We start from the raw sequence: 21,819 nt of genomic DNA on the forward strand, positions 1-21,819 counted from the left end.
GAGGGGGCGGCGGGACGTTGAGGGGGCGGCGGGACGTTGAGGGGGCGGCGGGAGGGTGCGTTGTCGGGTGCGGGTGAGTGGGGGCTGGTCGCGCAGTTCCCCGCGCCCCTGAAAAGCAGGGGCTGCGCCCCGTGCTTTTCACCCCGCGGCCCGGTCGCCTTTCCAGGCCCCCGGGGCCGTGGTCCTTCAGGCGGCGAGGGCCTGAATCTTCAGGGGCGCGGGGAACTGCGCGACCAGCCCTCACCGGACCCGCACCCGCCCGACAACCTCAGTCCCCCGAACGCCCGGCGCACACGCACCCCGCCCATGCCTCCGTGCGAGGTCACACGCTCCTTCCCCGGAACCGGCCCCCGCCTTCACTCTCATGCCGAACTCAGGTATTTCAGATGGGTGTTGGGGGCATAAAGCCCCCGCAGCCGCGCGACCTCGGGAGGGGCACGTGCTTGAGTCGGTGCACCAGTCGGCGTACCAGGCGGACACGGAGGACGTGGACGTCATCGTCGTAGGAGCCGGCGTGGCCGGCCTCGCTGCGGCCGGACATCTGACCAGGGCGGGGCTGAGGGCCACCGTCCTGGAGGCCGCACCCGCCGTCGGCGGCCGTATGTCCACCGAGAAGATCGACGGCTTTCGCCTCGACCGGACGACGCATCCGCTCTCCACGTCGTACCCGGAACTGCGCCGTACACCGGGCCTGGACATCCTGCCCCTGCGTCCGTTCGCCCCCGGCGTCCTGCTGCACGCCGACGGCCGTCATCAGCGTGCCGGCGCCACCCCTGTCCTGCGAAGCGCGAGGGGCGCACTTACGGCCGCGCGCGCCCTCGCAAGCGCCCCCAGGCTCCCCCGGAACCAGGGCCGCCCCCAAGGCCGTTCCACGGGCACCCGGCCCGGTCGGCTGGGTGCCCCCGCGGACCAGTCCCGGCTGGCCATGGCCCTGGCCCGGCTCGCCGCGACCGCGCCCGAGCGGCTCCTCGCGCGGGCGGAGGTCCCGGCCGCCCAGGCACTGGCGACCCGGGGGTTCCCGCCCCGGACGATCGACGGTTTCGTCCGTCCCCTGCTGGCCGCGCTGCTCGCGGACCCGGCGCTGGGGACCTCCAGCCGCTGTGCCGACCTGGCCCTGCACACGTTCGCGACGGGCCGGCTGTGCATCCCGGAGGGGGGCGCCGACACGCTTCCGGAACTCCTCACGGCCGCGCTGCCGCCGGGCTCGGTCCGTACGGGAGTCCAGGTCACCGGGATCAGCACGACCTCGGTGACGACGGCGCACCACGGTGAACTCACCTGCCGCGCGGTGGTGCTGGCCACCGACGCCCGCTCGGCCGCCGAACTGCTGCCGGGGCTGCGGGTACCGGACTTCCACCCGGTGACGGTGCTGCACCACGCCACGGACGAGCCCCCGTTGACCGAACCGGCACTGCTCCTCGACGCCGACCGCAGCGGGCCCGTCTCGCACACGGCGGTCATCAGCCAGGTCGATCCGAGCCGGGCACCGGCCGGCCGCGCCCTGATCACCTCCACGGTCCTCGGCACTCCCCCGGACCCCGCGCACCTCGACGCCACGGTCCGGGCCCAACTGGCCCGCCTCTACCGCACGTCCACGACCCGGTGGGAACTCCTCGCCGCGCACCACGTCCCCGAGGCCGTCCCCGCGATGCCCGCCCCCCACGACCTGCGGCGCCCGGTACGCCTCCTGGCCGGCCTCTACGTGTGCGGCGACCACCGCGACACCAGCACCGTCCAGGGTGCCCTCCACTCCGCCCGCCGAGCCGCCCACGCCGTCCTGACCGACCTGGACGCCCACCCGACGTTCCTGGAGGAGCCGCTGGAGACGGCCGCGTGAGAGCTCGTCAGCAGTGAGGGGCACCCGGCGGAACCGGGCGCCCCTCACCGGCCGTTCGACTACCCCAGCGCCGCCACCTTGTCCCGGTAGCCCCGCACCGGGGCCGCGTCCCGATACGGCTCCAGGCGGCGTTCGAAGTCGCGGACGTACTCCACGGCCCGTACGGACCGCATCTCCGCGGCCTGCCCGGCGGCTTCCGCGCCGAGCTGGCAGGCCTGGTCCAGCTCCCCGAGCCCGAGCCGGGCCGAGGCGAGGACGACGCGGCAGAAGAGACGGCTGCGGGCATAGGCGGGCGCCCTCAACTGCAGGGAGCGTTCGGCGTGCTGGGCCGCGGCCCGGTACTGCTGGAGGTCGCGGTGGCTGTGGCCGAACTCGTCGGCGAGCTGTGCCTCGTCGAAGAACCGCGCCCAGTACGGGACCTCGTCCCCGGGGCGGGCCGTCTCCAGGGCACGCTCGGCGCGTACCAGCGCGGCCGTGGAGGCCCGCACCTCGCCGAGCACCGCGTGCCCGCGCGCCTCGACGGAGTGCAGCAGCGACTGCACCACCGGCGGCACGGCCGACCCGACACCCTGCTGGGCGACGCGCGCGAGCTGCACGGCCTCCCGCCCGTGCCCCAGATAGACCGCCTGCCGGCTCATCGTGACGAGCACGTACGCCCCGTACGCCCGGTCCCCCGCCGCCTGCGCCAGCCTGAGCGCCTGCACGAAGTACCGCTGGGCGAGCCCGTGCGCGCCGATGTCGTACGAGGTCCAGCCGGCCAGCCGGGTCAGGTCGGCCGCGGCCGCGAACAGCCGTCTGCCGATCTGCTCGCCGTAGGCGCCGCGCAGCATGGGCTCGGCCTCGTGTTCGAGGTAGCGCACGAGGGCCTGGCGGGCGTGGCCGCCGCCGTACGCGTCGTCGAGGGCGCGGAAGAGCTCCCCGACCGAGCGGAGGGCGGCGATGTCCCCGCCGGTGACCTTCTGGCCGGGGCCGCGCTCGGTCTGACTGCGCTGCCGGGGGACGACCGGGCGGCCCTGCGGGGGAACCCGGGTCGCGCCCGGATCACCCCGGCCCACCCGGTCGTCGGCACGGCCGATCAGCCAGTCGCGGCTGGGGACGACCAGTCCGGCGGGCGTGAAGGCGATCTTGCGGAGTTCGGCATGGCTGCCGGAGTCCTTGCGCCACAGGCCGCCGACGATGTCGATGGCCTCCTCGGGGGTGGCGGCGAACTCCAGGCCCGCGTAGACGGGTGCGCAGGCGTCCAGGCCGAGATCCTGGGCGGTGAGCCGGCGGCCGAGGCGGCGGGTGAACACCTCGGCGATGAGTGCGGGTGTCGTCCCCCGGGGCTGCTGGCCTCGCAGCCAGCGGGTGACCGACGTCTTGTCGTATCTGAGGTCGAGGCCGTGTTCGAGACCGAGCTGGTCCACACGGCGCGCTAGTCCCGCGTTCGAGAACCCCGCTTCTGCGATGAGGGCGGCGAGCTGGCGGTTGGGGGTGCGCTGCGCGGGTCGTTCCGTCATCTGCGGTGCGGTCTCCTGCCTTCCGGGTGTCGGCGGGGTTTCCCGGATTGCCTGGTGAGAAGCCTTTTGCGGCCTGGTGAACGGCGCGAATGTAGCGGAGAGTAAGCGCACGATCGCACACTTCCGCATCCATTCATCCGATCGTGTGAGGATTTGCCGCACGGCTGACGCGGTCGGCCTCCGACATGCGCCGGCGTGGGCCCTCGTACGCCGGGCGGCCGTGCCGTACGACGGGCGGCGGGCCTCACCCCCGCGCCGCGTACGACCGTCGCCGGGCCGCCATACGGACGGGGGCGCGGACGGGGGCGCGGACGGCGGGGCGGGGCATCGGCGCCGGACACCACTCGAACACCGCTCGACCGTACGGTCGTACAGTGGCTTGGGCGCGTCACGCGCCTGACCGGGCTATCGCGGTGCCGCCGCCCGGCGGTGCCGCCGAGGGAGGCGCTTGCCGTGAGTGGGTTGCGGTTCGTCCGCATGGGGTTCGACACGGAGGCCGTCGAGTACCAGGAGGCCTGGGACGAGCAGCGCCGGGTGCACGCGGCGCGCTTCGTCGACGAGGTCCCCGACACCGTGCTGCTCCTTGAGCACCCGCCGGTCTACACCGCCGGGCGGCGCACCGCGGACAACGAGCGCCCCCTCGACGGCACCCCCGTCATCGACGTCGACCGCGGCGGCAAGATCACCTGGCACGGTCCGGGCCAGCTGGTGGGCTACCCGATCCAGAAGCTCCCCCGCCCGGTGGACGTGGTGGCCCACGTACGGCGTCTCGAAGAGGCCCTGATCCGTACGTGCGCGGAGTTCGGCGTGGAGACCACCCGGGTGGAGGGCCGCAGCGGGGTGTGGGTGCTCGGCGATCCGGTCGAGCAGCGGCTCGGCGGGCTCGCGCTGGACCTCGACCCCCGGATGACCGACGACGAGTTCGACCCGCGGCTGAACGGGCCCGAGTACGCGCCCTCCAACGCCGGGCAGCGGCGCGAGGACCGCAAGATCGCCGCGATCGGCATCCGCGTCGCCAAGGGCGTCACCATGCACGGCTTCGCGCTCAACGTGAACCCCGACAACAAGTGGTTCGACCGGATCATCCCCTGCGGAATCCGCGACGCCGGCGTCGCGTCCCTCGCGGGCGAACTGGGCCGTGACGTCACCATCGCCGAGGTGTTGCCAGTGGCCGAGCGGCACCTGCGGGAGGTCCTGGAGAACGCGGACCTGAAGCCGCGGGAGATCGAACGGGCATCGGCGTAGTCCGCGCCAGGGCTCGGGAGGTTCGGTTCGTTGTCGGGTGCGGGTTCGGTGGGGCTGGTCGCGCAGTTCCCCGCGCCCCTAAAGGATTTCAGGCCCCTGCGGGCCTGAAAAGCACGGGGCGCAGCCCCTGCTTTTCAGGGGCGCGGGGAACTGCGCGAGAAGCCCTCACCCACCCGCGCCTTGGGGGTCGAAGGGGCGCAGCCCCTGGGATGGGACGGGTAAGGGCGGCGGGGGCGAAGGGAATACGCCCCACAACCGCAAGGTTGCCCACCCCGGGGACCGAGAACCGTAGGGGCGTACCCTGGTGGACGCCGAAGAATCGAAGACCGCCCGAAGCAATCAGCAGGGAGCCGATGTGTCCGCAGTCGCACCCGACGGACGCAAGATGCTGCGCCTGGAGGTCCGGAACAGCCAGACCCCCATCGAGCGCAAGCCCGAGTGGATCAAGACCCGGGCGAAAATGGGCCCTGAGTACACCAAGATGCAGGGCCTCGTGAAGAGCGAGGGCCTGCACACGGTCTGCCAGGAGGCGGGCTGCCCCAACATCTACGAGTGCTGGGAAGACCGCGAGGCGACGTTCCTCATCGGCGGCGACCAGTGCACCCGGCGCTGCGACTTCTGCCAGATCGACACCGGCAAGCCCGAGGCGCTCGACCGCGACGAGCCCCGCCGCGTCGGCGAGTCCGTCGTCACCATGGACCTGAACTACGCCACCATCACCGGCGTCGCCCGCGACGACCTCCCGGACGGCGGCGCCTGGCTGTACGCCGAGACGGTCCGCCAGATCCACGAGCAGACGGCGCGGCGCGAGGACGGCCAGACCAAGGTCGAACTGCTGGCACCCGACTTCAACGCCGTCCCGGAGCTGCTGGAGGAGGTCTTCTCCTCCCGCCCCGAAGTCTTCGCGCACAACGTCGAGACGGTCCCCCGGATCTTCAAGCGCATCCGTCCCGGCTTCCGCTACGAGCGGTCCCTGAAGGTCATCACCGAGGCCCGCGACTACGGTCTGGTCACGAAATCGAACCTCATCCTCGGCATGGGCGAGACCCGTGAAGAGGTCAGCGAGGCGCTCCGGCAGCTGCACGACGCCGGCTGCGAGCTCGTCACCATCACCCAGTACCTGCGCCCGAGCGTCCGCCACCACCCCGTGGAGCGCTGGGTCAAGCCGCAGGAGTTCGTCGAGCTGAAGCAGGAGGCCGACGAGATCGGCTTCTCCGGCGTGATGTCGGGCCCGCTGGTCCGCTCCTCGTACCGCGCCGGCCGCCTCTACCAGATGGCCATCGAGAAGCGTGGTTCGTACGTCGCTTCGCAGGCCGTCTGAGCGCGGGCCAAATGGCACGGAGTGCCAGCAGATCGTGTGAATCTGAGCACAAGTAGCTACTCGCCAGTAATGGCCGATTGACCGCGGTCCTGACCGTCCTCGCAGATGAGGGCACCGTCAGGGCCGCGTCGGGGTTTGCGGGCCGCGCATCAAGGCTTCATGGGCGTTTGACCGGTCGGTCACGCCCTGGTAACACCAATCAGTGACCCTGGTTTCACACCCGGTACAGGGTCCTAGCCAGAGCAGCCATCCCGAGGGGACCTCATCATGCAGGCCGCACCCGTCCGTGCCACAGCGATCCCGTCGTTCACCGATGCACTGCGTGCCGTCGAGTCGGTGCTCATGAGCAGCGGTCAGCGCACCGCCCGTCGTAACGCCTGGACCTCCGTCCTGGAGGACCGCCGCCGCGCCAAGGACCGTGTCGAGACCGAGCGTGTCCTCGAGTCCGTCGTCACGTCGCGCACCTCGTAGTCGGAGCAGCCGTTCCCCGTACGACCCGCACGACCCCGTACGACCCCGCACGCCCCTGTGCGCGCACGACCCGCACGAACGCCGCTCCACGCCGGCACCGCCGCCGCCCGGCGCCGCTTCCCCAGCGCTGCCGCCGGTCTCCGGTCCCCACCGGCACCGCCGTCGTCCTCGCTTCCCCGGACACGTAGACTTCGTGCCATGGCGAGGAAGGAACCCGCAGCGGACGCTGCGAACCCCGGGCGACTCAAGCAGATCGCTCTTACGTACAAGATGACCCGCAGGGCCGACAAGAAGATCGGTCTTGTACTCGCGGCTGTCGGAATCATCACCTTCGGTGTCTTCCTCGCGATCGGTTTCTTGATCGGTCACCCCATCTATCTGGGCATTCTCGGCCTCCTGCTCGCTTTCCTCGCGACGGCGATCATCTTCGGACGGCGAGCCGAGCGGGCCGCGTTCGGGCAGATGGAGGGCCAGCCGGGCGCCGCCGCGGCGGTGCTCGACAACGTGGGCCGCGGCTGGACCACGACGCCCGCGGTGGCGATGAACCGCAGCCAGGACGTGGTGCACCGGGCCGTCGGCAAGGCCGGCATCGTCCTGGTCGCCGAGGGCAACCCGAACCGGGTGAAGAGCCTGCTGGCCGCCGAGAAGCGGAAGATGGCCCGCATCGTGGCGGACGTGCCGGTGCACGACCTGGTCGTGGGCACCGGCGAGGGCCAGATCGAGCTGAAGAAGCTCCGCACGACGATGCTCAAGCTGCCGCGCGTCCTCTCCGGCCCCCAGGTGACCGCCACCAACGACCGGCTGCGGGCGATGGGCGACCTGATGAGCAACATGCCGCTCCCCAAGGGCCCGATGCCCAAGGGCATGCGCATGCCCAGGGGTGGCCCGAAGGCCCGCTGACCCACCGGAGTACGACGATGGGGCGCCCGGAGTATTCCGGGCGCCCCATCGTCGTACCAGCTCGTCGTACCAGCTCGTCGTACCAGCTCGTCGTACCAGCTCGTCGTACCAGTTCGTCGTGCCGATTCGTCGTACCAGCTCGTCGTACCGGTACGACGCTCCAGCGCTAGATCCGCACCTCCACGGTGCGCGCCAGCCGGTCGTGCAGGCCCCGGCCGTCGCGGTCCCAGACCAGGGCGGGGATGGCGAGGCACAGCAGGGCCGTGCGGAGGAGGGCGCGCCAGGGGTTCACGGTGCCGGTGCCCTGGGCGACGACACGCAGGCCGAAGAGGCGCTTGCCCGGGGTGAAGCCGACCGTACCCAGGGTGAGGGCGTGGAGCAGGAAGAAGATGAGCAGGGCCCAGTTGCTGGTGGCCTGGTCGTAGCCGTCGGTGATCAGGCCGTATGCGATCAAGAGGCAGAGGCCCCAGTCGACGGCGAGGGCGCCGAGGCGGCGGCCCGGGCGGGCGATGGAGCCGGGCCCCTCCTCCGGCAGACCGAGCTGCTCTCCCCTGTATCCGAAGTCGACTCCGGCGTCTTCCGCCGCCGCGCGGGGTCCGGAGAGCCACGATCCGAGTGCTTGCCTCTTGTCCACCCGCCCACCGTACTGCGACCGTTTTGCCATACGGACAGGTGGGGTGCATGGCGGGATGTCCGGTTAACTTGTGCGAAACAAATGGGTCACGTACGAGAAATCACCCGTCCCTAGTGTCGACGACAGCGTGTGCCACCGCACTGGCAGCACGAACGAACTACCACCCCGGCAGGACGTCGGGAGTAGGAGGAGCTGGATGTTCCAGAACGCCGACGAGGCCAAGAAGTACATCGCGGACGAGGACGTCAAGTTCGTCGACGTCCGCTTCTGCGACCTGCCGGGTGTGATGCAGCACTTCACGATCCCGGCCACGGCCTTCGACCCGGCCGAGGAGCTCGCGTTCGACGGCTCCTCGATCCGCGGCTTCCAGGCGATCCACGAGTCCGACATGGCGCTCCGCGCCGACCTGTCCACCGCGCGCGTCGACCCCTTCCGCCGCGACAAGACGGTCAACATCAACTTCTTCATCCACGACCCGATCACGGGCGAGCAGTACTCCCGTGACCCGCGGAACGTGGCGAAGAAGGCCGAGGCGTACCTCGCCTCCACGGGTATCGCGGACACCGCGTACTTCGGCCCCGAGGCCGAGTTCTACGTCTTCGACAGCGTGCGCTTCAAGACCTCGGAGAACGAGTCCTTCTACCACATCGACTCCGAGGCGGGCGCCTGGAACACCGGTGCGCTGGAGGACAACCGCGGTTACAAGGTCCGCTACAAGGGCGGTTACTTCCCGACCCCGCCGGTCGACCACTTCGCCGACCTGCGTGCCGAGATCTCCCTGGAGCTGGCCAAGTCCGGCCTCCAGGTCGAGCGCCAGCACCACGAGGTGGGCACCGCCGGCCAGGCCGAGATCAACTACAAGTTCAACACGCTGCTCGCCGCGGCCGACGACCTCCAGCTCTTCAAGTACATCGTGAAGAACGTGGCCTGGCGCAACGGCAAGACCGCGACCTTCATGCCGAAGCCGATCTTCGGCGACAACGGCTCGGGCATGCACGTCCACCAGTCGCTGTGGACGGGCGGCTCCCCGCTCTTCTACGACGAGGCCGGGTACGCGGGCCTGTCGGACACCGCCCGCTTCTACATCGGCGGCATCCTCAAGCACGCCCCGTCGCTGCTCGCCTTCACCAACCCGACGGTGAACTCGTACCACCGTCTGGTCCCGGGCTTCGAGGCCCCGGTGAACCTGGTGTACTCGCAGCGCAACCGCTCCGCCGCCATGCGTATCCCGATCACGGGTTCGAACCCGAAGGCCAAGCGCGTCGAGTTCCGCGCGCCCGACTCCTCCGGCAACCCGTACCTCGCCTTCTCGGCCCTCCTCCTCGCGGGCCTCGACGGCATCAAGAACAAGATCGAGCCGGCCGAGCCGATCGACAAGGACCTCTACGAGCTCGCCCCCGAGGAGCACGCGGGCGTCCCGCAGGTCCCGACCTCCCTCCCGGCCGTCCTCGACTCCCTCGAGCGCGACCACGAGTTCCTCCTCCAGGGCGACGTCTTCACGCCGGACCTGATCGAGACGTGGATCGACTACAAGCGCACCAACGAGATCGCCCCGCTGCAGCTGCGCCCGCACCCGCACGAGTTCGAGCTCTATTTCGACGTGTGATCGAGCCCGCGCCCCGCGCGTGAGGTCCCGATCGGCCGCCGGTCGTTCGACTCCGCCCCCGTTCCCGTTTTTCGGGACGGGGGCGCCGTCGTATGGTTCTGGCACGACTGTTCGAGAGACGACGGGGAGACACGGGGATGCCCGAACAGGACGACGACGAGCGCGAGTTCGACATCAAGTGGGCGGACGACGCACAGCACAAGGAGCCCTCCGCACGGGCCCGGATGCTGGCCGCGCGCTGGAAGGAGAACCCGCCCGAACCCCAGCCCTTCCGCGCCGACCCCGGCCCGGTCGCTCCGCGCCGGTCGTCGTGGGTGTCGACGGTGATCGTCTTCGGCTGCGTGGCAGGGTTGATCGCGCTGATCGGCTACATCAACTATCGGTCGTCGTACTGAGCCCCCCGCCCCCCGTCGGCCGGCACCCGGGCGCACGTTCCATCCGTTCGCGCCGCTGCCGGGCGCGGGGCGGCGGGACAACGCGCCGGCGCCGCGGGTCCGGGCGGCGCTCGGGGACGAGCCGCGGGTCGAGCCCGAGCTGAGCCGGTGGTTCCCGATCCGGGGTGCCCCGGGGCTGTGACCGGCCCCGGGGCCCCGCCTGCTCGCTCGTCGCTCCGGTTCCCCCGCTCTACCTACTTGCCGCTCTTGTCGCGGTCCTGCCGACGGGTCGAGACAGGCCGTTCGCGGCGATAGCGGCGCTCCCACTTCGCCTGCTGGTCACGGCGATCGCGGTACGCGCGGTAGGAAGCGGGCTGGGCCGAGCCGCCGCTCGTCGGGGAACCCGACGAGGACGTCGCCGAGCCTCCCCCCGTGCGGCCGTAGCGGACGTACAGGTAGAGCAGGGCGACTGCGGCCAGCCAGAGGACTTGGTTGGAGAAACCCATGACGACCAGAACCGCGGTCGCCGAAAGGATCAAGGTGCCCATGACGGGACTCCTCGGGGCGTGGCGTGGGTGATGACTGTGCGTGGAAGAGTAGCCCCGGGGCCGGAAAGTGGCCCCCGTCCTGCGTGGGTCCGGTGTCCGAGGACTCCCCTGCGCCTGTCCAGGATGCTCGTGTGACGGGTGCGGGGGCATCCCATTTATCGGAGATGCTGGGCCCATGGGATTCGATGGTCAGGAATGGGCGGCTACTCGTACGTGGGTGGACAAGCAGCTTCCGGAGGGCCGCCGCCTGCGGAACTGGACGGATCTGCGCGGCGGTTGGACCTCCCGGATGCGCCGGCTGACGCTCGACGACGGGACGGGGCTCGTCCTGCGGTCGTTCGTGAAACCGTTCTTCCGGCTGCACGCCCCAGGGCTGTTGAACCGTGAAGCCGCGATACTCACCCTGCTCGCACCGTACGACGACATCCCCACGCCACGCCTGTACGCCGTCGACCCGGCCGCCGAACTCACCGACCATCCCTCGCTGTTGATGTCCCTGCTGCCGGGGTCGGTGCGGGTGGACGAGGACGCGGACCTGGAGGCGCGGCTGGATCTGCTCGCCGGGCAACTCGCCCGGATCCACGCGGTCGTGCCGGCGGAACGGCCTCGTACGTATCAGGCCTGGACCTCGCCCGAGCGCGTCACCACGCCCGACGGCCCGTTGTGGGAGCGGGCCGTGGACGTGATCCGGCGGGAGGCACCGGCGTACGAAGGGTGCTTCCTGCACCGGGACTTCCATCCGGGGAACGTCCTGTTCACGGGCACGGAAGCGGGCACGGACACGGGCACGGACACGGGCAGGGACACGGACGCGGGCACGGACGGGGCTCTGCGGATCAGCGGCGTCGTGGACTGGGTGGAGACCTCGTGGGGACCCGCGGATCTCGATGTCGCCCACTGCTCGACCGCGTCGACCCTGCTGTACGGGGCCGAGTACGGGCTCGGGTTCCGTGAGCGGTACGAGGCTCGGGGCGGGCGTCGACTGGCCCAGGACCAGGACCACCTGTACTGGCGGCTGCTGGACGCGCTCGCCTACGCGCCCGACGCGGAGAAGGTCGCGGTGCCCTGGCGGGAGCTGGGGCGGACGGATCTGACGCCGGAGGTGCTGGGGGCGCGGCTGGAGGCGTATGTGGGCGGGGTGTGGGAGCGGTACGCGTGACGGGGCGGGGCGGCGGTCGGCTGGTGCCCGAGTCACGGGGCCGCCCGGTTGTCAGTGGCGTCCGGGAGGATGCGGTCGAGGACTCCGGTTTTCGGAGGCGTTCGGGACTTCAGAGGACGTGAGGGCTCGGGGCTGGGAGCCGGGGGCTCAGGGGTGGACGCGGGCATACGGGTGGAGGCGGCGGGCATGGGTGACGGGCAGCGGCATGTCGGAGTGGCCGAGCGGCGGGTGCGGCTGGGCCTGCGGCAGCGGTTGGCCGGATCGGTACGGGTGACGGGCCCGGAGGAGGTGGCCGATTCACTGGTCGCGCTGCACGGCTCGGATCCCGCGACGGTGTTTCTGGCGGTGGGCGCGCGGCTCGCCGACCCGGGGCAGGCGGTGGCCTAGACCGAACGTGCGCTGTACGCGGACCGGACGCTCGTCCGGATGCACGGCATGCGGCACACCGTGTTCGTGTTTCCGACGGAGCTGACCGCCGTGGTGCACGCCTCGACCGGCATCACGGTCGCCGCCAGGGAACGGGCCTCGCTGCTGAAGGACATGGCGGCGGGGGCCCCGGACGCGGCCTGGCTGAAGGAGGTCGAGGAGTCGGTGTGCTGGACCCGGACGGGGTGCGGCGGGAGGCCGAGGAGGCAATCCGCGCGGAGGCTGCGGCTGCGGGGGTGGGTGGGGGCGACGAGGGTCACGCCGCGCTTCCGGACGCCGTTGGAGAGGGAGTTGGCGTGAGGTTCGCGAGAGAGCGGGAGAGCGGGAGAGGTCCGGGGGACGGTTGTGTGGCGGGGGCGGCTCCGTCGTGGTTGCTCGCGCAGGTCCCCGCGCCCCTGGAAGACACGGCCCCTGCGGGCCTGAAAAGCACGGGGCGCAGCCCCTGCTTTTCAGGCCCGCGGGGAACTGCGCGAGCAGCCCCCACCGGCCCGCGGACGAACAACCCGCCGCCCCGGCCGCCGCCGAGCGCGAGGGGGCCCGGGGGGCGCAGCCCCCGGTGGCTGGGGCTCACACCAGCGCCGGGTGCCCGAGACGCAGAAGGGCACCCGGCAACCGGCTCACTCGGAGGGACACTCCTTCCAGGCCAAGTGATAGATCGTGCTGATGTCGCCGTCGGTGGAGTCCATGGTCATGAAGCTCGTGCTGCTCGCCGGCGACGAGCCCCGGTTGACGCGCAACTCGGTGTTGATGTTGAAGTTGCGTTCGACTCCGCAGGGGGCCCACACCAGTTGGGCCCAGTCGGTCTCGTCCGTGGCCTGCCAGTTGTCCTCGTAGGGGCCGTTGAACGCGTGGGTTCTGGAGGCGGTGTCCGGGGAGCCCTGGAAGTAGTACGAAGCCTTTTCCGTGCCGGTCGCGCCGCGTTGGAGCGAGGCGAAGCCTCGGTAGTCGACGCTGGCGATGGCGTAGGTGAAGCCGCCGGGCACATGGACGATCAGGTTGAGCTGGCAGTTCTTGCGGAACGCGGTGGACGGGGCGCCGCCGCCGACCTGGGCGAGGTAGTCGCTGTAGGTCACCGTGAACGCGGTGTTGTCCGGCGAGACGGCGACCGCGGCCGTGCCCTGGGGGCAGCCGGAGCCGTTCACCGTGGCGACCTTGATGACGATCTTGTCCGGGGGCGGGTCCTCGAACGGGGACTCGGCCTGCGCGGGCAGCGCACTGGCGAAGAGGGCGGCGACGGCGCCGCCCAGGAGGAGACCACGAACCATGGGGGGTTCTCCGATCAGAGTCATGCACATGTCAATAGGCATGCGCCAGAACCCCACGGCCAGCGAGAGCGCAGCCTGTGAAAGAGCTGTGAAGACCGAGGGGCGACCGCATCGTATGGACCCCGGGAGGGCAGGGCTAGGGCGATCTCCGGCCAACCCTGGCGGCCGGAGATCGCCCTTTTCCCTCCCCCAGCCCGCCGAGCCCCCGCGAACGCCGGCATCCGCTCGACGCAGCGGTGCCGCCCACCCCCTCGGAGTGGACGGCACCGGAGAATCCGGCGGGCGGCGTCAGCGGCTGTAGCGCATCAGGGCCCGCACCATGTGGCACGTGGTGTCCGACGGCGGATGCACACCGATGACCTCCGCCGTGCTCCGGATCGTCTCGTTGCGCGCCTGGTTCGGCATGTGGACACCGGAGTCGAGCAGGGCGATCGCGAGGCGCATGGCCTTCAGGCGCCGGTTGTGGGTGATGTACCACTCACGCGGACGGCCCGGCGGCAGCGTGTGCTTCACCACCGGCGCGTAGGGCAGGTCGAGCAGGACGGGATGCTGAACGGTGGACTGGGTGGGCAGCGGCTTGGACTTCAGTGCGGCAGCGGGCACGGACATCCTCCTGTCGCGGTCTGGGCACCGCCGGAATCCCCCGTCGGCAACCCTCGAACACTGCTTCTATTTTACTACCCCCCACTGACAATCGCCCCTGGCCAGAAGGCTTCTGACGGGTCCTGTGACAGGGGTGGAACACGGGTTTTCGCGCCCGGTTGGCTACGGTGGGCGGCATGGAGATCTGGATCAATCCGGCCTGTTCCAAGTGCCGCAGCGCGATCGGCCTGCTCGACGCCGAGGGGGCCGACTACACCGTCCGCCGCTACCTGGAGGACGTCCCCAGCGAGGACGAGATCCGCGCCGTACTGGACCGCCTCGGGCTCGAACCGTGGGACATCACCCGCACCCAGGAGGCCGCCGCCAAGGAACTCGGCCTTAAGGAGTGGGCCCGGGAGGCCGGCGCGCGCGACCGGTGGATCAAGGCGCTCGCCGAGCACCCGAAGCTCATCCAGCGGCCGATCATCACCGCGGACGACGGTACGGCGGTGGTGGCCCGCACGGACGAGGCGGTACGGGACGCCCTGTCCAGGTAGCGGGCGGCGGTTCGGCGGGCCGGGTCCTCAACCTTGGTGTGACGTGGGTTACTTGAGAGTTCGCTGTGACCGTTGAGCAGTTTCGTTCGATATCTCGTACATAGCGGCGTACTCGTCCGATCCGGCGGCCGATCCGAAGGCCCACCGGGAACAGGAGGCGCGCATGTCGCGTAGGAGAACGCTCAGCACGAAGAAGAAGGTCGCACTGTTCGTGACCGCGGCGGCGGTGGCGGGAGGCGGGGCCTTCGCCATGGCGGCCACGTCGAACGCGGCGCAGAGCGCGGCGGATTCCAGTGTCTGCCAGGGCCTGGCCACCGCGCTCGGCAACAACGAGCGGTTCATCGCCGACCAGAAGGCGAACCCCGACGCCCAGTCGGCGGCCCGGATCGCCAACCGCGAGGCGGTCATCGCCCAGATCAAGGTCCAGCAGGGGGCGTCGGACTGCGTCGTCGGGGAGTCGGCTCAGGGCTCCCAGGCCGCACAGCCCGCGCAGCCCTCCGCGCCGGCCACGGAGACCGGGGGGTCGGCTCAGGACCCCCAGGGCGACGAGGCCGCCGGGAACGCAGGCGGCGCCGGGAACGCCGGTGACACGGGCGGCGCCGGGGGCACGGGGAACGCCGGGGCCGGCGAGCAGGTCTGCGACGGCTCCACCGTCACCCTCTCCGGTGAGGGCGGCGCCCCGGCCGCGTCCAGCAACGAGTTCCCCGCCGGTACGAAGCTGCGGGTGACCAACCTGGACAACAACAAGTCCACGACCGTGGAGGTCACTTCGGTCTCGGGCAGTTGTGTCCTGCTGAACAACTCCGCCTTCGAGGAGGTCCGGGAGCCCGGCAAGTTCCTGATCCGCCGCGCACTGATCGAGAAGGTGGGGTGACGCCGTCCTGGACGACGGGGCGGGCCCGCTCGTAACGGTGAGGTGAAGAGCAGGCGACCGTCGTCCAGGGAGGCCGGCCCCGCACGGAGCGGCGGCCGGCCTCACGCGCCCGGCGCAGGCGCCCGACCAGCGCGTCCGTCGTGACGTGAGTCGCGCCACAGAGGCCCCAGGTAACACGGGGTTCACATTCGAGCAATGACCGGGAAATCGCGTGTTGACAGGCTGCCCGGCATCAGCGCGGCGTTTCAGTGCCGCAGCGCCGCAGCACCCGCACATGCGCCTAGTGACACACCCCGAAGGATGTGGCCCGTGACCTTCAAGGCTGAGTACATCTGGATCGACGGCACCGAGCCGACGGCCAAGCTCCGTTCCAAGACGAAGATTCTGGCCGACGACGCCAAGGGTGCCGAGCTTCCGATCTGGGGCTTCGACGGGTCCTCCACGAACCAGGCCGAGGGGCACTCCTCGGACCGTGTGCTCCAGCCGGTCTTCTCCTGCCCGGACCCGATCCGTGGCGGCGACGACGTCCTCGTGCTCTGCGAGGTCCTCAACATCGACATGACGCCGCACGAGTCCAACACCCGTGCCGCGCTGCGCGAGGTCGCCGAGAAGTTCGCCGCGCAGGAGCCGATCTTCGGCATCGAGCAGGAGTACACGTTCTTCCAGGACGGCACGCCGCTCGGCTTCCCCAAGGGCGGCTTCCCGGCCCCCCAGGGCGGCTACTACTGCGGTGTCGGCGCCGACGAGATCTTCGGCCGTGACATCGTCGAGGCCCACCTGGAGAACTGCCTGGCGGCCGGTCTCGCCATCTCCGGCATCAACGCCGAGGTCATGCCCGGCCAGTGGGAGTTCCAGGTCGGCCCGGTCTCCCCGCTGGAGGTCTCCGACCACCTGTGGGTGGCCCGCTGGCTGCTCTACCGCACCGCCGAGGACTTCGACGTCGCCGCCACCCTGGACCCCAAGCCGGCCAAGGGTGACTGGAACGGCGCCGGTGCGCACACCAACTTCTCCACGAAGGCGATGCGCGAGGGCTACGACGCGATCATCACCGCGTGCGAGTCGCTGGGCGAGGGCTCGAAGCCGCTCGACCACGTCAAGAACTACGGCGCCGGCATCGACGACCGCCTGACCGGTCTGCACGAGACCGCCCCGTGGAACGAGTACTCCTACGGTGTCTCCAACCGTGGCGCCTCGGTCCGTATCCCGTGGCAGGTCGAGAAGGACGGCAAGGGCTACATCGAGGACCGCCGCCCGAACGCCAACGTCGACCCGTACGTCGTGACGCGGCTGATCGTCGACACCTGCTGCACCGCGCTCGACAAGGCCGGCCAGGTCTGATCCACCGGGCTCTTCGAGCCCGAGGTTCCGAGAGGGCGTCCACCGATTCCGGTGGGCGCCCTCCGGCGTTGTCAGTGGGGCGTGCCATGGTGGGGGCATGAAGATCCACGGGGGCGATCCGGCCCGTACGAACGAGCCCTCCGGCACCGCCCGGCTGGCCGTCAAGGTCGACACGGAGACCGGGGAGAAGCACGCCCGGATCTCGGCGGAGCGGCTGCGCGAGCTGGTGTGCCGGATCGGGGACCGGGGCGACCGTTTCCTGGTCGTGCAGCGGATACCGGACATCCCGGACGTCTTCGTCCAGGTCTGGCACGAGCGGGCCGACGACGGCGCGGACGGCGAGTACCAGCTGGAGTACCGGGAGGACCGCGACCGGTTCTTCGGGGCCGTCCTCACCGACCCGGAGCGGGTGGCCGAGGCCATGACCGGCTGGGCGCGGCGGACGCCGGGCTGGGAGACCGGGATCGAGTGGACCCCCGTCGAGCACGACGCCCCGGAGGAGGTGCCGGAACTCCCGGACGACGTACGGGAGCAGGTCGAGGAGCGGGTGCGGGAGCTGTTGCGCTGCGGTTACGACGACCGGGCCCGGTTGAGCGAGGCCGCCGAGGAGTATCTCGTGGACGGCGACGCCCGGCCCGTTTCCCGTGCACAGGCCCGGCAGCTCGTCGACCGGCTCTGGGTGGAGCGGCTCGCCGAGCAGGAGACCTGGGACGGGGTCACCGACCCCGAGCGGCTCACCCGCGCCTTCGAGGCGCTCCAGTCGGCGCACGGCATCACCGCCCGGGAGAACTTCACCTGCTGCCGCAACTGCGGTACGACCGAGATAGGCGCCGAAGGCTCGCCGGACGCCCGGGGATTCGTGTTCTTCCACTCGCAGTGCACCGAGGGCGCCGCCGCCGGGTACGGACTGATGCTGCTGTACGGCGGGTTCGACGACGCCGCCGAGACCACCACGGCGGTCGGGCGGCAGGTCGTGGCGGCCCTCGCGGCGGAGGGTCTGTCCGCGGAGTGGGACGGAGATCCCACCAAGGCCATCACCGTCACCCCGCTCCATTGGCACAAACGCCTGGTCGGCTGAGGCCACGACACACTCCGGTCATGCCGGAGAAGCGTCCAAGCAGTGAGAGGAGGCTCCTGCGGCAGGCGTGTTTCTGCTTCAATGGGGCCATGGCCAGCCTCCAGAACCGACGCGCGACGGGTCGCCATGACCTCGAGCCCTTCTGGCCTTCCCGTCAGCACCACGACTTCGACCGGGTGTGTTGCCGCGCGATGAACGCGCCGGCCCTCTAAAGCCGTACACCCCGGCCTTCGGTCGGCGCGGAACGACGTACGTCCCTCGGCGGAACCGACCACGAACTCGGTCGCCGAGGTTTCCCGGACGAACCTCTCGCGCGAAAGAGCTGACCTCTCATGGCGAACACCCGTTCTCTGTCGACCGCCACCCCGCTGACCGCCGCGTCGGGCTCCGCCCCCGTCGCCGTCCCCGCGCCCGGCGCCCCCCGGCACCGACTGCGTGCCGTGGGGCGGGACGAGGTCGTGGACATCGCGGACTTCCTGCCGCCGGGCGCCACCTGGTTGCCCGCTCCCCCGCACACCCTGCCCACGCTGCCGGGCCGGCCGCCGATGGTCGGCTACCTGGTGCTTGTCCCGGCCGACCAGCAGCCGCCGGTGCTGCCGTTCGTGGTCGCGGAGGAGAAGCCGGCCGACCACGCCGGTTCCGGTGCGGCTTCCGCTTCCGGGTCCGTCGAGGGCAAGGACGGGCTGGTCCGCGTGGACACCGTGCAGCGCACCGCCGAGGTCGGCGGGCGGCCGCTCGACCTCACCTATCTGGAGTTCGAACTCCTCGCCCATCTCGTCGCGCATCCGAACCGGGTGCACACCCGCGACCAGTTGGTCACCACGGTGTGGGGCTACGGGCATGTGGGCGACGGGCGGACCGTCGACGTCCACATCGCCCGGCTGCGCCGCAAGCTCGGCGCGGAGTTCCGCCAGGCGATCCAGACGGTGCGGCGGGTCGGGTACAAGTACACGCCGCCGCTGAGCCGTTGACGTCCGACCCGTTGGCGTCGGAGCCACTCATCGTCCCGTAACGGGACGTCGTCGCCTCCAGCTCGACGGCTCTCCTGAGAGTGGATCTTCTGAGAGCGGATCTCCTGAGAGCAGATTCCCGTTCCGTGCCGACAGCCCGGCGGGCAGAGTCGGCGGCATGAGACTTCTGATGCTGGGTGGTACGGAGTTCGTGGGTCGCGCCGTCGTGGAGTCGGCGCTGGCCCGCGGCTGGGAGGTGACCGTCTTCCACCGGGGACGGCACGAACCTCCGGCCGGGGTGCGGTCGTTGCTGGGCGACCGCACCGCACCGGACGGGCTCGCGGCGCTCGTCGACGCCTCCACCGCCGGCTCCGCTTCCGGCGGGGACGGGTGGGATGTCGTCGTCGACACCTGGTCGGCGGCGCCGCGGGCCGTCCGGGACACCGCGCGGCTGCTGTCCGGCGTGGCCGAGCGGTATGTGTACGTGTCGAGTTGCTCGGTGTACGCCTGGCCCCCCGCCGCCGGGTACGACGAGCGGGCACCGCTGGTGGACGGCGCGTCGGCCGACGCGGAGCAGACCGACTACGCCCGCGACAAGCGGGGCGGGGAACTCGCCGCGGTCGAGGCGTTCGGCCCCGACCGCTCGCTCCTCGTGCGCTGCGGGCTGATCCTCGGGCCGTACGAGAACATCGGCCGGCTGCCCTGGTGGCTCACCCGTGCCGCCCGGGGCGGACCGGTCCTGGCGCCCGGCCCCCGGGACCTCCCCCTCCAGTACGTCGACGTCCGCGATCTCGCCGCCTGGATTCTCGGCGCGGCGGAACGAGGGTCGAGGGGCGCCTACAACCTGGTCGGCCCCTCGGGCATGTCGACCATGGGCGAACTGCTCGACGCCTGTGTGCGGGTGACCGGCGGGGCCGCCGAACTCCGCTGGACGGCATCGGAGTTGATCCTCGATGCGGGGATCGAGCCGTGGACGCAGCTGCCGGTGTGGGTGCCCGAAGAGAGCGATCTGCACGACGCGCTGCACCGGGCGGACGTGTCGCGGGCCGTACGGGACGGACTCCGCTGCCGGGGTGTCGAGGAGACCGTACGGGACACCTGGGACTGACTGACGGGGCTGGGCGGGGTCGCGCCGCTGCGACCGGACCGTCCGGCGGTGGGGCTGGACGCGTCGGTGGAGGCGAAGGTGCTGTGCTCTTAGCCGACAAATGGACGCGCGGGCGGCGGTTCTCGCTTATCTTGGCCAGGGCCGCCCAAACATCCCCTTCACGGACCCCACCAGGGACCTTCACCGCACACACGCCGTAGGGGATCGGCAACTCCCGGTGTTTCGTGGGGTGTTGAAACCAGTTTGTCCCACGAATCTCTCATCAATTTCTGAGTCGCCTGAACACTCCTGGGACTCCCCGCGTATTTGATGGAGCCGCTTCACTCCTGTCGGGCGCCTCGATAGCCCCGCAAGGAAGTCAGAGGAGTTCCATGGGACGCAACACACGCAAACGACGTTCGCCGCTGGCTGTTCGGGCCATTGCCGCATCCGCGGCGCTCGCGGTCGCGGGCGGCGGCCTGGTCTGGGCGAACTTCTACGCCTCAGCGGGCGAGTCGAAGTCCAAGCAGAACAGCACACTGGCCTCCGCGCAGGTCGCCACCATCGCCTGCCCGGACGTCGGCCAGAAGCTGACGAACGTGCCCAAGAAGGCGCGCGCGGGAGTAGCCAAGGAGCTGGCGCTGCTGGACCGGCAGATCACCGAGGCGTACAAGCGCCTCGCTGACACGCGCCAGGCTCAGGCGGGCGACGCCAACTTCGTCAACAACGCCATTCTCGGCCCGCTGAAGTCCAAGCGGACGGCCACCATCGACCGGATCGGCATCAACATCCGGCGCGTGGGCGGCCAGGCTCCGCAGGGCATGGCCCAGCTCGCGACCTGCCAGGGCAAGGCCGACCAGGCTCAGACCAACGCCGGCGGGGGCCAGGGTCAGAACCAGGGCGGCGGCGGCCAGAACCAGGGCGGCCAGGGCCAGAACCAGGGCGGCCAGAACCAAGGCGGCCAGGGCCAGAACCAGGGCGGCCAGAACCAAGGCGGCCAGGGTCAGAACCAGGGCGGTAACCAGGGTCAGGCCGGTGGCGGGCAGGGCGGTAACGGCCCGGTCGCGGGCGACTTCCAGGACATCACCCAGGTCCAGCCGAACGGCGGCCCGAAGGGCGTGAACGGCAACGGTCTCGCCGCCAACGGCAACGGCGGTTCGAAGGGCACGTTCACCACGAGCTGCGGCGTCAACCAGAACCAGCTCCGCAACTCGGACAACGTGATCGTCGCTCCCGGTGTCAGCAACGGTGCCCAGCACCAGCACGACTACGTGGGCAACCAGAGCAACAACGCCTTCGCGAGCGACCAGGACCTGGCCAACGCGCAGACCTCCTGCCAGAACCAGGGCGACAAGTCGTCGTACTTCTGGCCGGTGATCCGTATCCAGGACGGTTCGAACGACATCGACGCCAACGCCCCCGGCGGTGGCGTGGACAAGAACGTCGGCAAGATCGTCGAGCCGAGCCAGGCCCAGCTGAAGTTCGTCGGCAACAAGAAGGGCAATGTCGTCGCGATGCCGACGGCCCTGCGCATCATCACCGGTGACGCGAAGGCCTTCGTGAACGGCCTGAACAACGCCAACACGAACTGGAGCTGCACCGGCTTCGAGGACCGTCAGCTGACGGACAAGTACCCGATCTGCCCGCAGGGCAGCTCCGTGGTGCGGACGTCCTTCTTCCAGTCCTGCTGGGACGGCCAGAACATCGACAGCGCCAACCACCGCACGCACGTGGACTTCGTCGAGGCGGACGGCAGCTGCTCCAACGGCTTCCAGGCCATCCCGCAGCTCCAGGTCCGACTGGTCTACAACGTCCCGGCCCCGCAGATCCAGAACGGACAGGTCGTGAACCCCTTCGCGGTCGACTCCTTCCCGGAGAACCTGCACAAGCCGATCACCGACCACAACGACTTCATCAACTTCTTCAACCAGGAGACGATGAACAAGATGGTCCAGTGCATCAACGGCGGCCAGAAGTGCAAGTAGTACCGAAGCGCTTCTGAGTCACTGAGGAAGCCGGCGGTGGGATCTCCCACCGCCGGCTTTCGTCTGTCCCCGGGACCGCGACC

General features: G+C 70.6%; 19 protein-coding genes and 3 pseudogenes. 17 read left to right on the forward strand and 5 right to left on the reverse strand.

What is annotated here, in order from left to right; genetic code table 11:
* The first annotated feature begins 439 nt into the window (after window positions 1-439).
* Window positions 440-1,837, forward strand: coding sequence for an NAD(P)/FAD-dependent oxidoreductase (locus OG202_RS14155; protein ID WP_327730111.1), 1,398 nt, complete (start codon window positions 440-442; stop codon window positions 1,835-1,837).
* Window positions 1,838-1,896: 59 nt separating this feature from the next.
* Here the strand turns inward: OG202_RS14155 and OG202_RS14160 are convergent, their stop codons facing one another.
* The gene (locus OG202_RS14160; protein ID WP_326583347.1) at window positions 1,897-3,336 is read right to left on the reverse strand and encodes a regulator; all 1,440 of its coding nucleotides are present in this window, start codon (window positions 3,334-3,336) and stop codon (window positions 1,897-1,899) included.
* Between the two features lie 453 nt (window positions 3,337-3,789).
* Between OG202_RS14160 and lipB the strand changes: the two genes are divergently transcribed.
* The 4 genes from lipB (at window position 3,790) to OG202_RS14180 (ending at window position 7,273) form a co-directional block, all read left to right on the forward strand.
* Window positions 3,790-4,581: a lipoyl(octanoyl) transferase LipB gene (gene lipB, locus OG202_RS14165; protein WP_326583346.1), complete on the forward strand. Its 792-nt coding sequence runs from the start codon at window positions 3,790-3,792 to the stop codon at window positions 4,579-4,581.
* Between the two features lie 355 nt (window positions 4,582-4,936).
* The gene (lipA, locus tag OG202_RS14170; protein WP_327730110.1) at window positions 4,937-5,902 is read left to right on the forward strand and encodes a lipoyl synthase; all 966 of its coding nucleotides are present in this window, start codon (window positions 4,937-4,939) and stop codon (window positions 5,900-5,902) included.
* A gap of 267 nt (window positions 5,903-6,169) precedes the next feature.
* Window positions 6,170-6,373, forward strand: coding sequence for an SCO2195 family GlnR-regulated protein (locus OG202_RS14175; RefSeq protein WP_326583344.1), 204 nt, complete (start codon window positions 6,170-6,172; stop codon window positions 6,371-6,373).
* A gap of 198 nt (window positions 6,374-6,571) precedes the next feature.
* Window positions 6,572-7,273, forward strand: a complete 702-nt coding sequence (locus OG202_RS14180; protein ID WP_326583343.1) for a DUF4191 domain-containing protein — start codon at window positions 6,572-6,574, stop codon at window positions 7,271-7,273.
* Window positions 7,274-7,439: 166 nt separating this feature from the next.
* Here OG202_RS14180 and OG202_RS14185 read toward each other — a convergent pair whose 3' ends face one another.
* A complete protein-coding gene (locus tag OG202_RS14185; protein ID WP_326583342.1) occupies window positions 7,440-7,907 on the reverse strand; it encodes an RDD family protein in 468 nt (155 codons plus the stop codon).
* A gap of 196 nt (window positions 7,908-8,103) precedes the next feature.
* Here OG202_RS14185 and glnA point away from each other — a divergent pair, with 196 nt between their 5' ends.
* The 3 genes and pseudogenes from glnA to pspAB all read left to right on the forward strand — a co-directional run.
* The gene (glnA, locus tag OG202_RS14190) at window positions 8,104-9,513 is read left to right on the forward strand and encodes a type I glutamate--ammonia ligase (RefSeq protein ID WP_326583341.1); all 1,410 of its coding nucleotides are present in this window, start codon (window positions 8,104-8,106) and stop codon (window positions 9,511-9,513) included.
* 137 nt (window positions 9,514-9,650) lie between these two features.
* A complete protein-coding gene (locus OG202_RS14195; protein WP_327730109.1) occupies window positions 9,651-9,908 on the forward strand; it encodes an SCO2583/SCO2584 N-terminal domain-containing protein in 258 nt (85 codons plus the stop codon).
* A gap of 34 nt (window positions 9,909-9,942) precedes the next feature.
* Window positions 9,943-10,089: pseudogene (gene pspAB / locus OG202_RS46505) on the forward strand (PspA-associated protein PspAB); the annotation flags it as partial.
* Window positions 10,090-10,141: 52 nt separating this feature from the next.
* Here pspAB and OG202_RS14200 read toward each other — a convergent pair.
* Window positions 10,142-10,435: a hypothetical protein gene (locus OG202_RS14200; RefSeq protein WP_326583318.1), complete on the reverse strand. Its 294-nt coding sequence runs from the start codon at window positions 10,433-10,435 to the stop codon at window positions 10,142-10,144.
* Between the two features lie 175 nt (window positions 10,436-10,610).
* Between OG202_RS14200 and OG202_RS14205 the strand changes: the two genes are divergently transcribed.
* A complete protein-coding gene (locus tag OG202_RS14205; RefSeq protein WP_327730108.1) occupies window positions 10,611-11,594 on the forward strand; it encodes a phosphotransferase family protein in 984 nt (327 codons plus the stop codon).
* 186 nt (window positions 11,595-11,780) lie between these two features.
* A pseudogene (locus tag OG202_RS14210) lies at window positions 11,781-12,320 on the forward strand (DNA glycosylase AlkZ-like family protein).
* A gap of 317 nt (window positions 12,321-12,637) precedes the next feature.
* On the opposite strand, the gene OG202_RS14215 reads toward OG202_RS14210, so the two are convergent.
* Window positions 12,638-13,285 carry a DUF4360 domain-containing protein gene (locus OG202_RS14215; protein ID WP_326583316.1) on the reverse strand — a complete coding sequence of 216 codons (648 nt, stop codon included), beginning with the start codon at window positions 13,283-13,285 and terminating at the stop codon, window positions 12,638-12,640.
* 288 nt (window positions 13,286-13,573) lie between these two features.
* A complete protein-coding gene (locus OG202_RS14220) occupies window positions 13,574-13,888 on the reverse strand; it encodes a hypothetical protein (protein ID WP_045555419.1) in 315 nt (104 codons plus the stop codon).
* 176 nt (window positions 13,889-14,064) lie between these two features.
* Between OG202_RS14220 and OG202_RS14225 the strand changes: the two genes are divergently transcribed.
* From OG202_RS14225 to OG202_RS14255, 7 genes and pseudogenes are all read left to right on the forward strand, one after another.
* Window positions 14,065-14,424: an arsenate reductase family protein gene (locus OG202_RS14225; protein WP_326583315.1), complete on the forward strand. Its 360-nt coding sequence runs from the start codon at window positions 14,065-14,067 to the stop codon at window positions 14,422-14,424.
* A 163-nt stretch (window positions 14,425-14,587) separates the two neighbouring features.
* Window positions 14,588-15,298, forward strand: a complete 711-nt coding sequence (locus OG202_RS14230; protein WP_327730107.1) for a hypothetical protein — start codon at window positions 14,588-14,590, stop codon at window positions 15,296-15,298.
* A gap of 309 nt (window positions 15,299-15,607) precedes the next feature.
* Window positions 15,608-16,636 carry a glutamine synthetase gene (gene glnII, locus OG202_RS14235; protein WP_326583313.1) on the forward strand — a complete coding sequence of 343 codons (1,029 nt, stop codon included), beginning with the start codon at window positions 15,608-15,610 and terminating at the stop codon, window positions 16,634-16,636.
* Between the two features lie 97 nt (window positions 16,637-16,733).
* Window positions 16,734-17,714 (forward strand): DUF6891 domain-containing protein, encoded by a 981-nt coding sequence (locus OG202_RS14240; RefSeq protein WP_327730106.1) that lies wholly within the window; start codon window positions 16,734-16,736, stop codon window positions 17,712-17,714.
* A gap of 332 nt (window positions 17,715-18,046) precedes the next feature.
* A complete protein-coding gene (locus OG202_RS14245; RefSeq protein ID WP_327730105.1) occupies window positions 18,047-18,685 on the forward strand; it encodes a winged helix-turn-helix domain-containing protein in 639 nt (212 codons plus the stop codon).
* A gap of 169 nt (window positions 18,686-18,854) precedes the next feature.
* A pseudogene (locus tag OG202_RS14250) lies at window positions 18,855-19,865 on the forward strand (NAD-dependent epimerase/dehydratase family protein).
* A 278-nt stretch (window positions 19,866-20,143) separates the two neighbouring features.
* On the forward strand, window positions 20,144-21,736 hold the full coding sequence (locus tag OG202_RS14255) for a DUF1996 domain-containing protein (protein ID WP_327730104.1): 1,593 nt from the start codon (window positions 20,144-20,146) through the stop codon (window positions 21,734-21,736).
* The last annotated feature ends 83 nt before the right edge of the window (window positions 21,737-21,819 follow it).

The organism is Streptomyces sp. NBC_00310 (genome assembly GCF_036208085.1).
Taxonomy (GTDB): Bacteria; Actinomycetota; Actinomycetes; order Streptomycetales; family Streptomycetaceae; genus Streptomyces.

Excerpts from the sequence above, each read along its gene's own strand:
- OG202_RS14195 (WP_327730109.1), top strand. The coding sequence starts at position 9,651 with ATGCCCGAACAGGACGACGACGAGCGCGAGTTCGACATCAAGTGGGCG.
- OG202_RS14200 (WP_326583318.1), bottom strand. The coding sequence starts at position 10,435 with ATGGGCACCTTGATCCTTTCGGCGACCGCGGTTCTGGTCGTCATGGGT.
- OG202_RS14215 (WP_326583316.1), bottom strand. The coding sequence starts at position 13,285 with ATGGTTCGTGGTCTCCTCCTGGGCGGCGCCGTCGCCGCCCTCTTCGCC.
- glnA (WP_326583341.1), top strand. The coding sequence starts at position 8,104 with ATGTTCCAGAACGCCGACGAGGCCAAGAAGTACATCGCGGACGAGGAC.
- OG202_RS14205 (WP_327730108.1), top strand. The coding sequence starts at position 10,611 with ATGGGATTCGATGGTCAGGAATGGGCGGCTACTCGTACGTGGGTGGAC.
- OG202_RS14175 (WP_326583344.1), top strand. The coding sequence starts at position 6,170 with ATGCAGGCCGCACCCGTCCGTGCCACAGCGATCCCGTCGTTCACCGAT.
- OG202_RS14160 (WP_326583347.1), bottom strand. The coding sequence starts at position 3,336 with ATGACGGAACGACCCGCGCAGCGCACCCCCAACCGCCAGCTCGCCGCC.
- OG202_RS14180 (WP_326583343.1), top strand. The coding sequence starts at position 6,572 with ATGGCGAGGAAGGAACCCGCAGCGGACGCTGCGAACCCCGGGCGACTC.
- OG202_RS14225 (WP_326583315.1), top strand. The coding sequence starts at position 14,065 with ATGGAGATCTGGATCAATCCGGCCTGTTCCAAGTGCCGCAGCGCGATC.
- OG202_RS14245 (WP_327730105.1), top strand. The coding sequence starts at position 18,047 with ATGGCGAACACCCGTTCTCTGTCGACCGCCACCCCGCTGACCGCCGCG.
- OG202_RS14255 (WP_327730104.1), top strand. The coding sequence starts at position 20,144 with ATGGGACGCAACACACGCAAACGACGTTCGCCGCTGGCTGTTCGGGCC.
- OG202_RS14240 (WP_327730106.1), top strand. The coding sequence starts at position 16,734 with ATGAAGATCCACGGGGGCGATCCGGCCCGTACGAACGAGCCCTCCGGC.
- OG202_RS14230 (WP_327730107.1), top strand. The coding sequence starts at position 14,588 with ATGTCGCGTAGGAGAACGCTCAGCACGAAGAAGAAGGTCGCACTGTTC.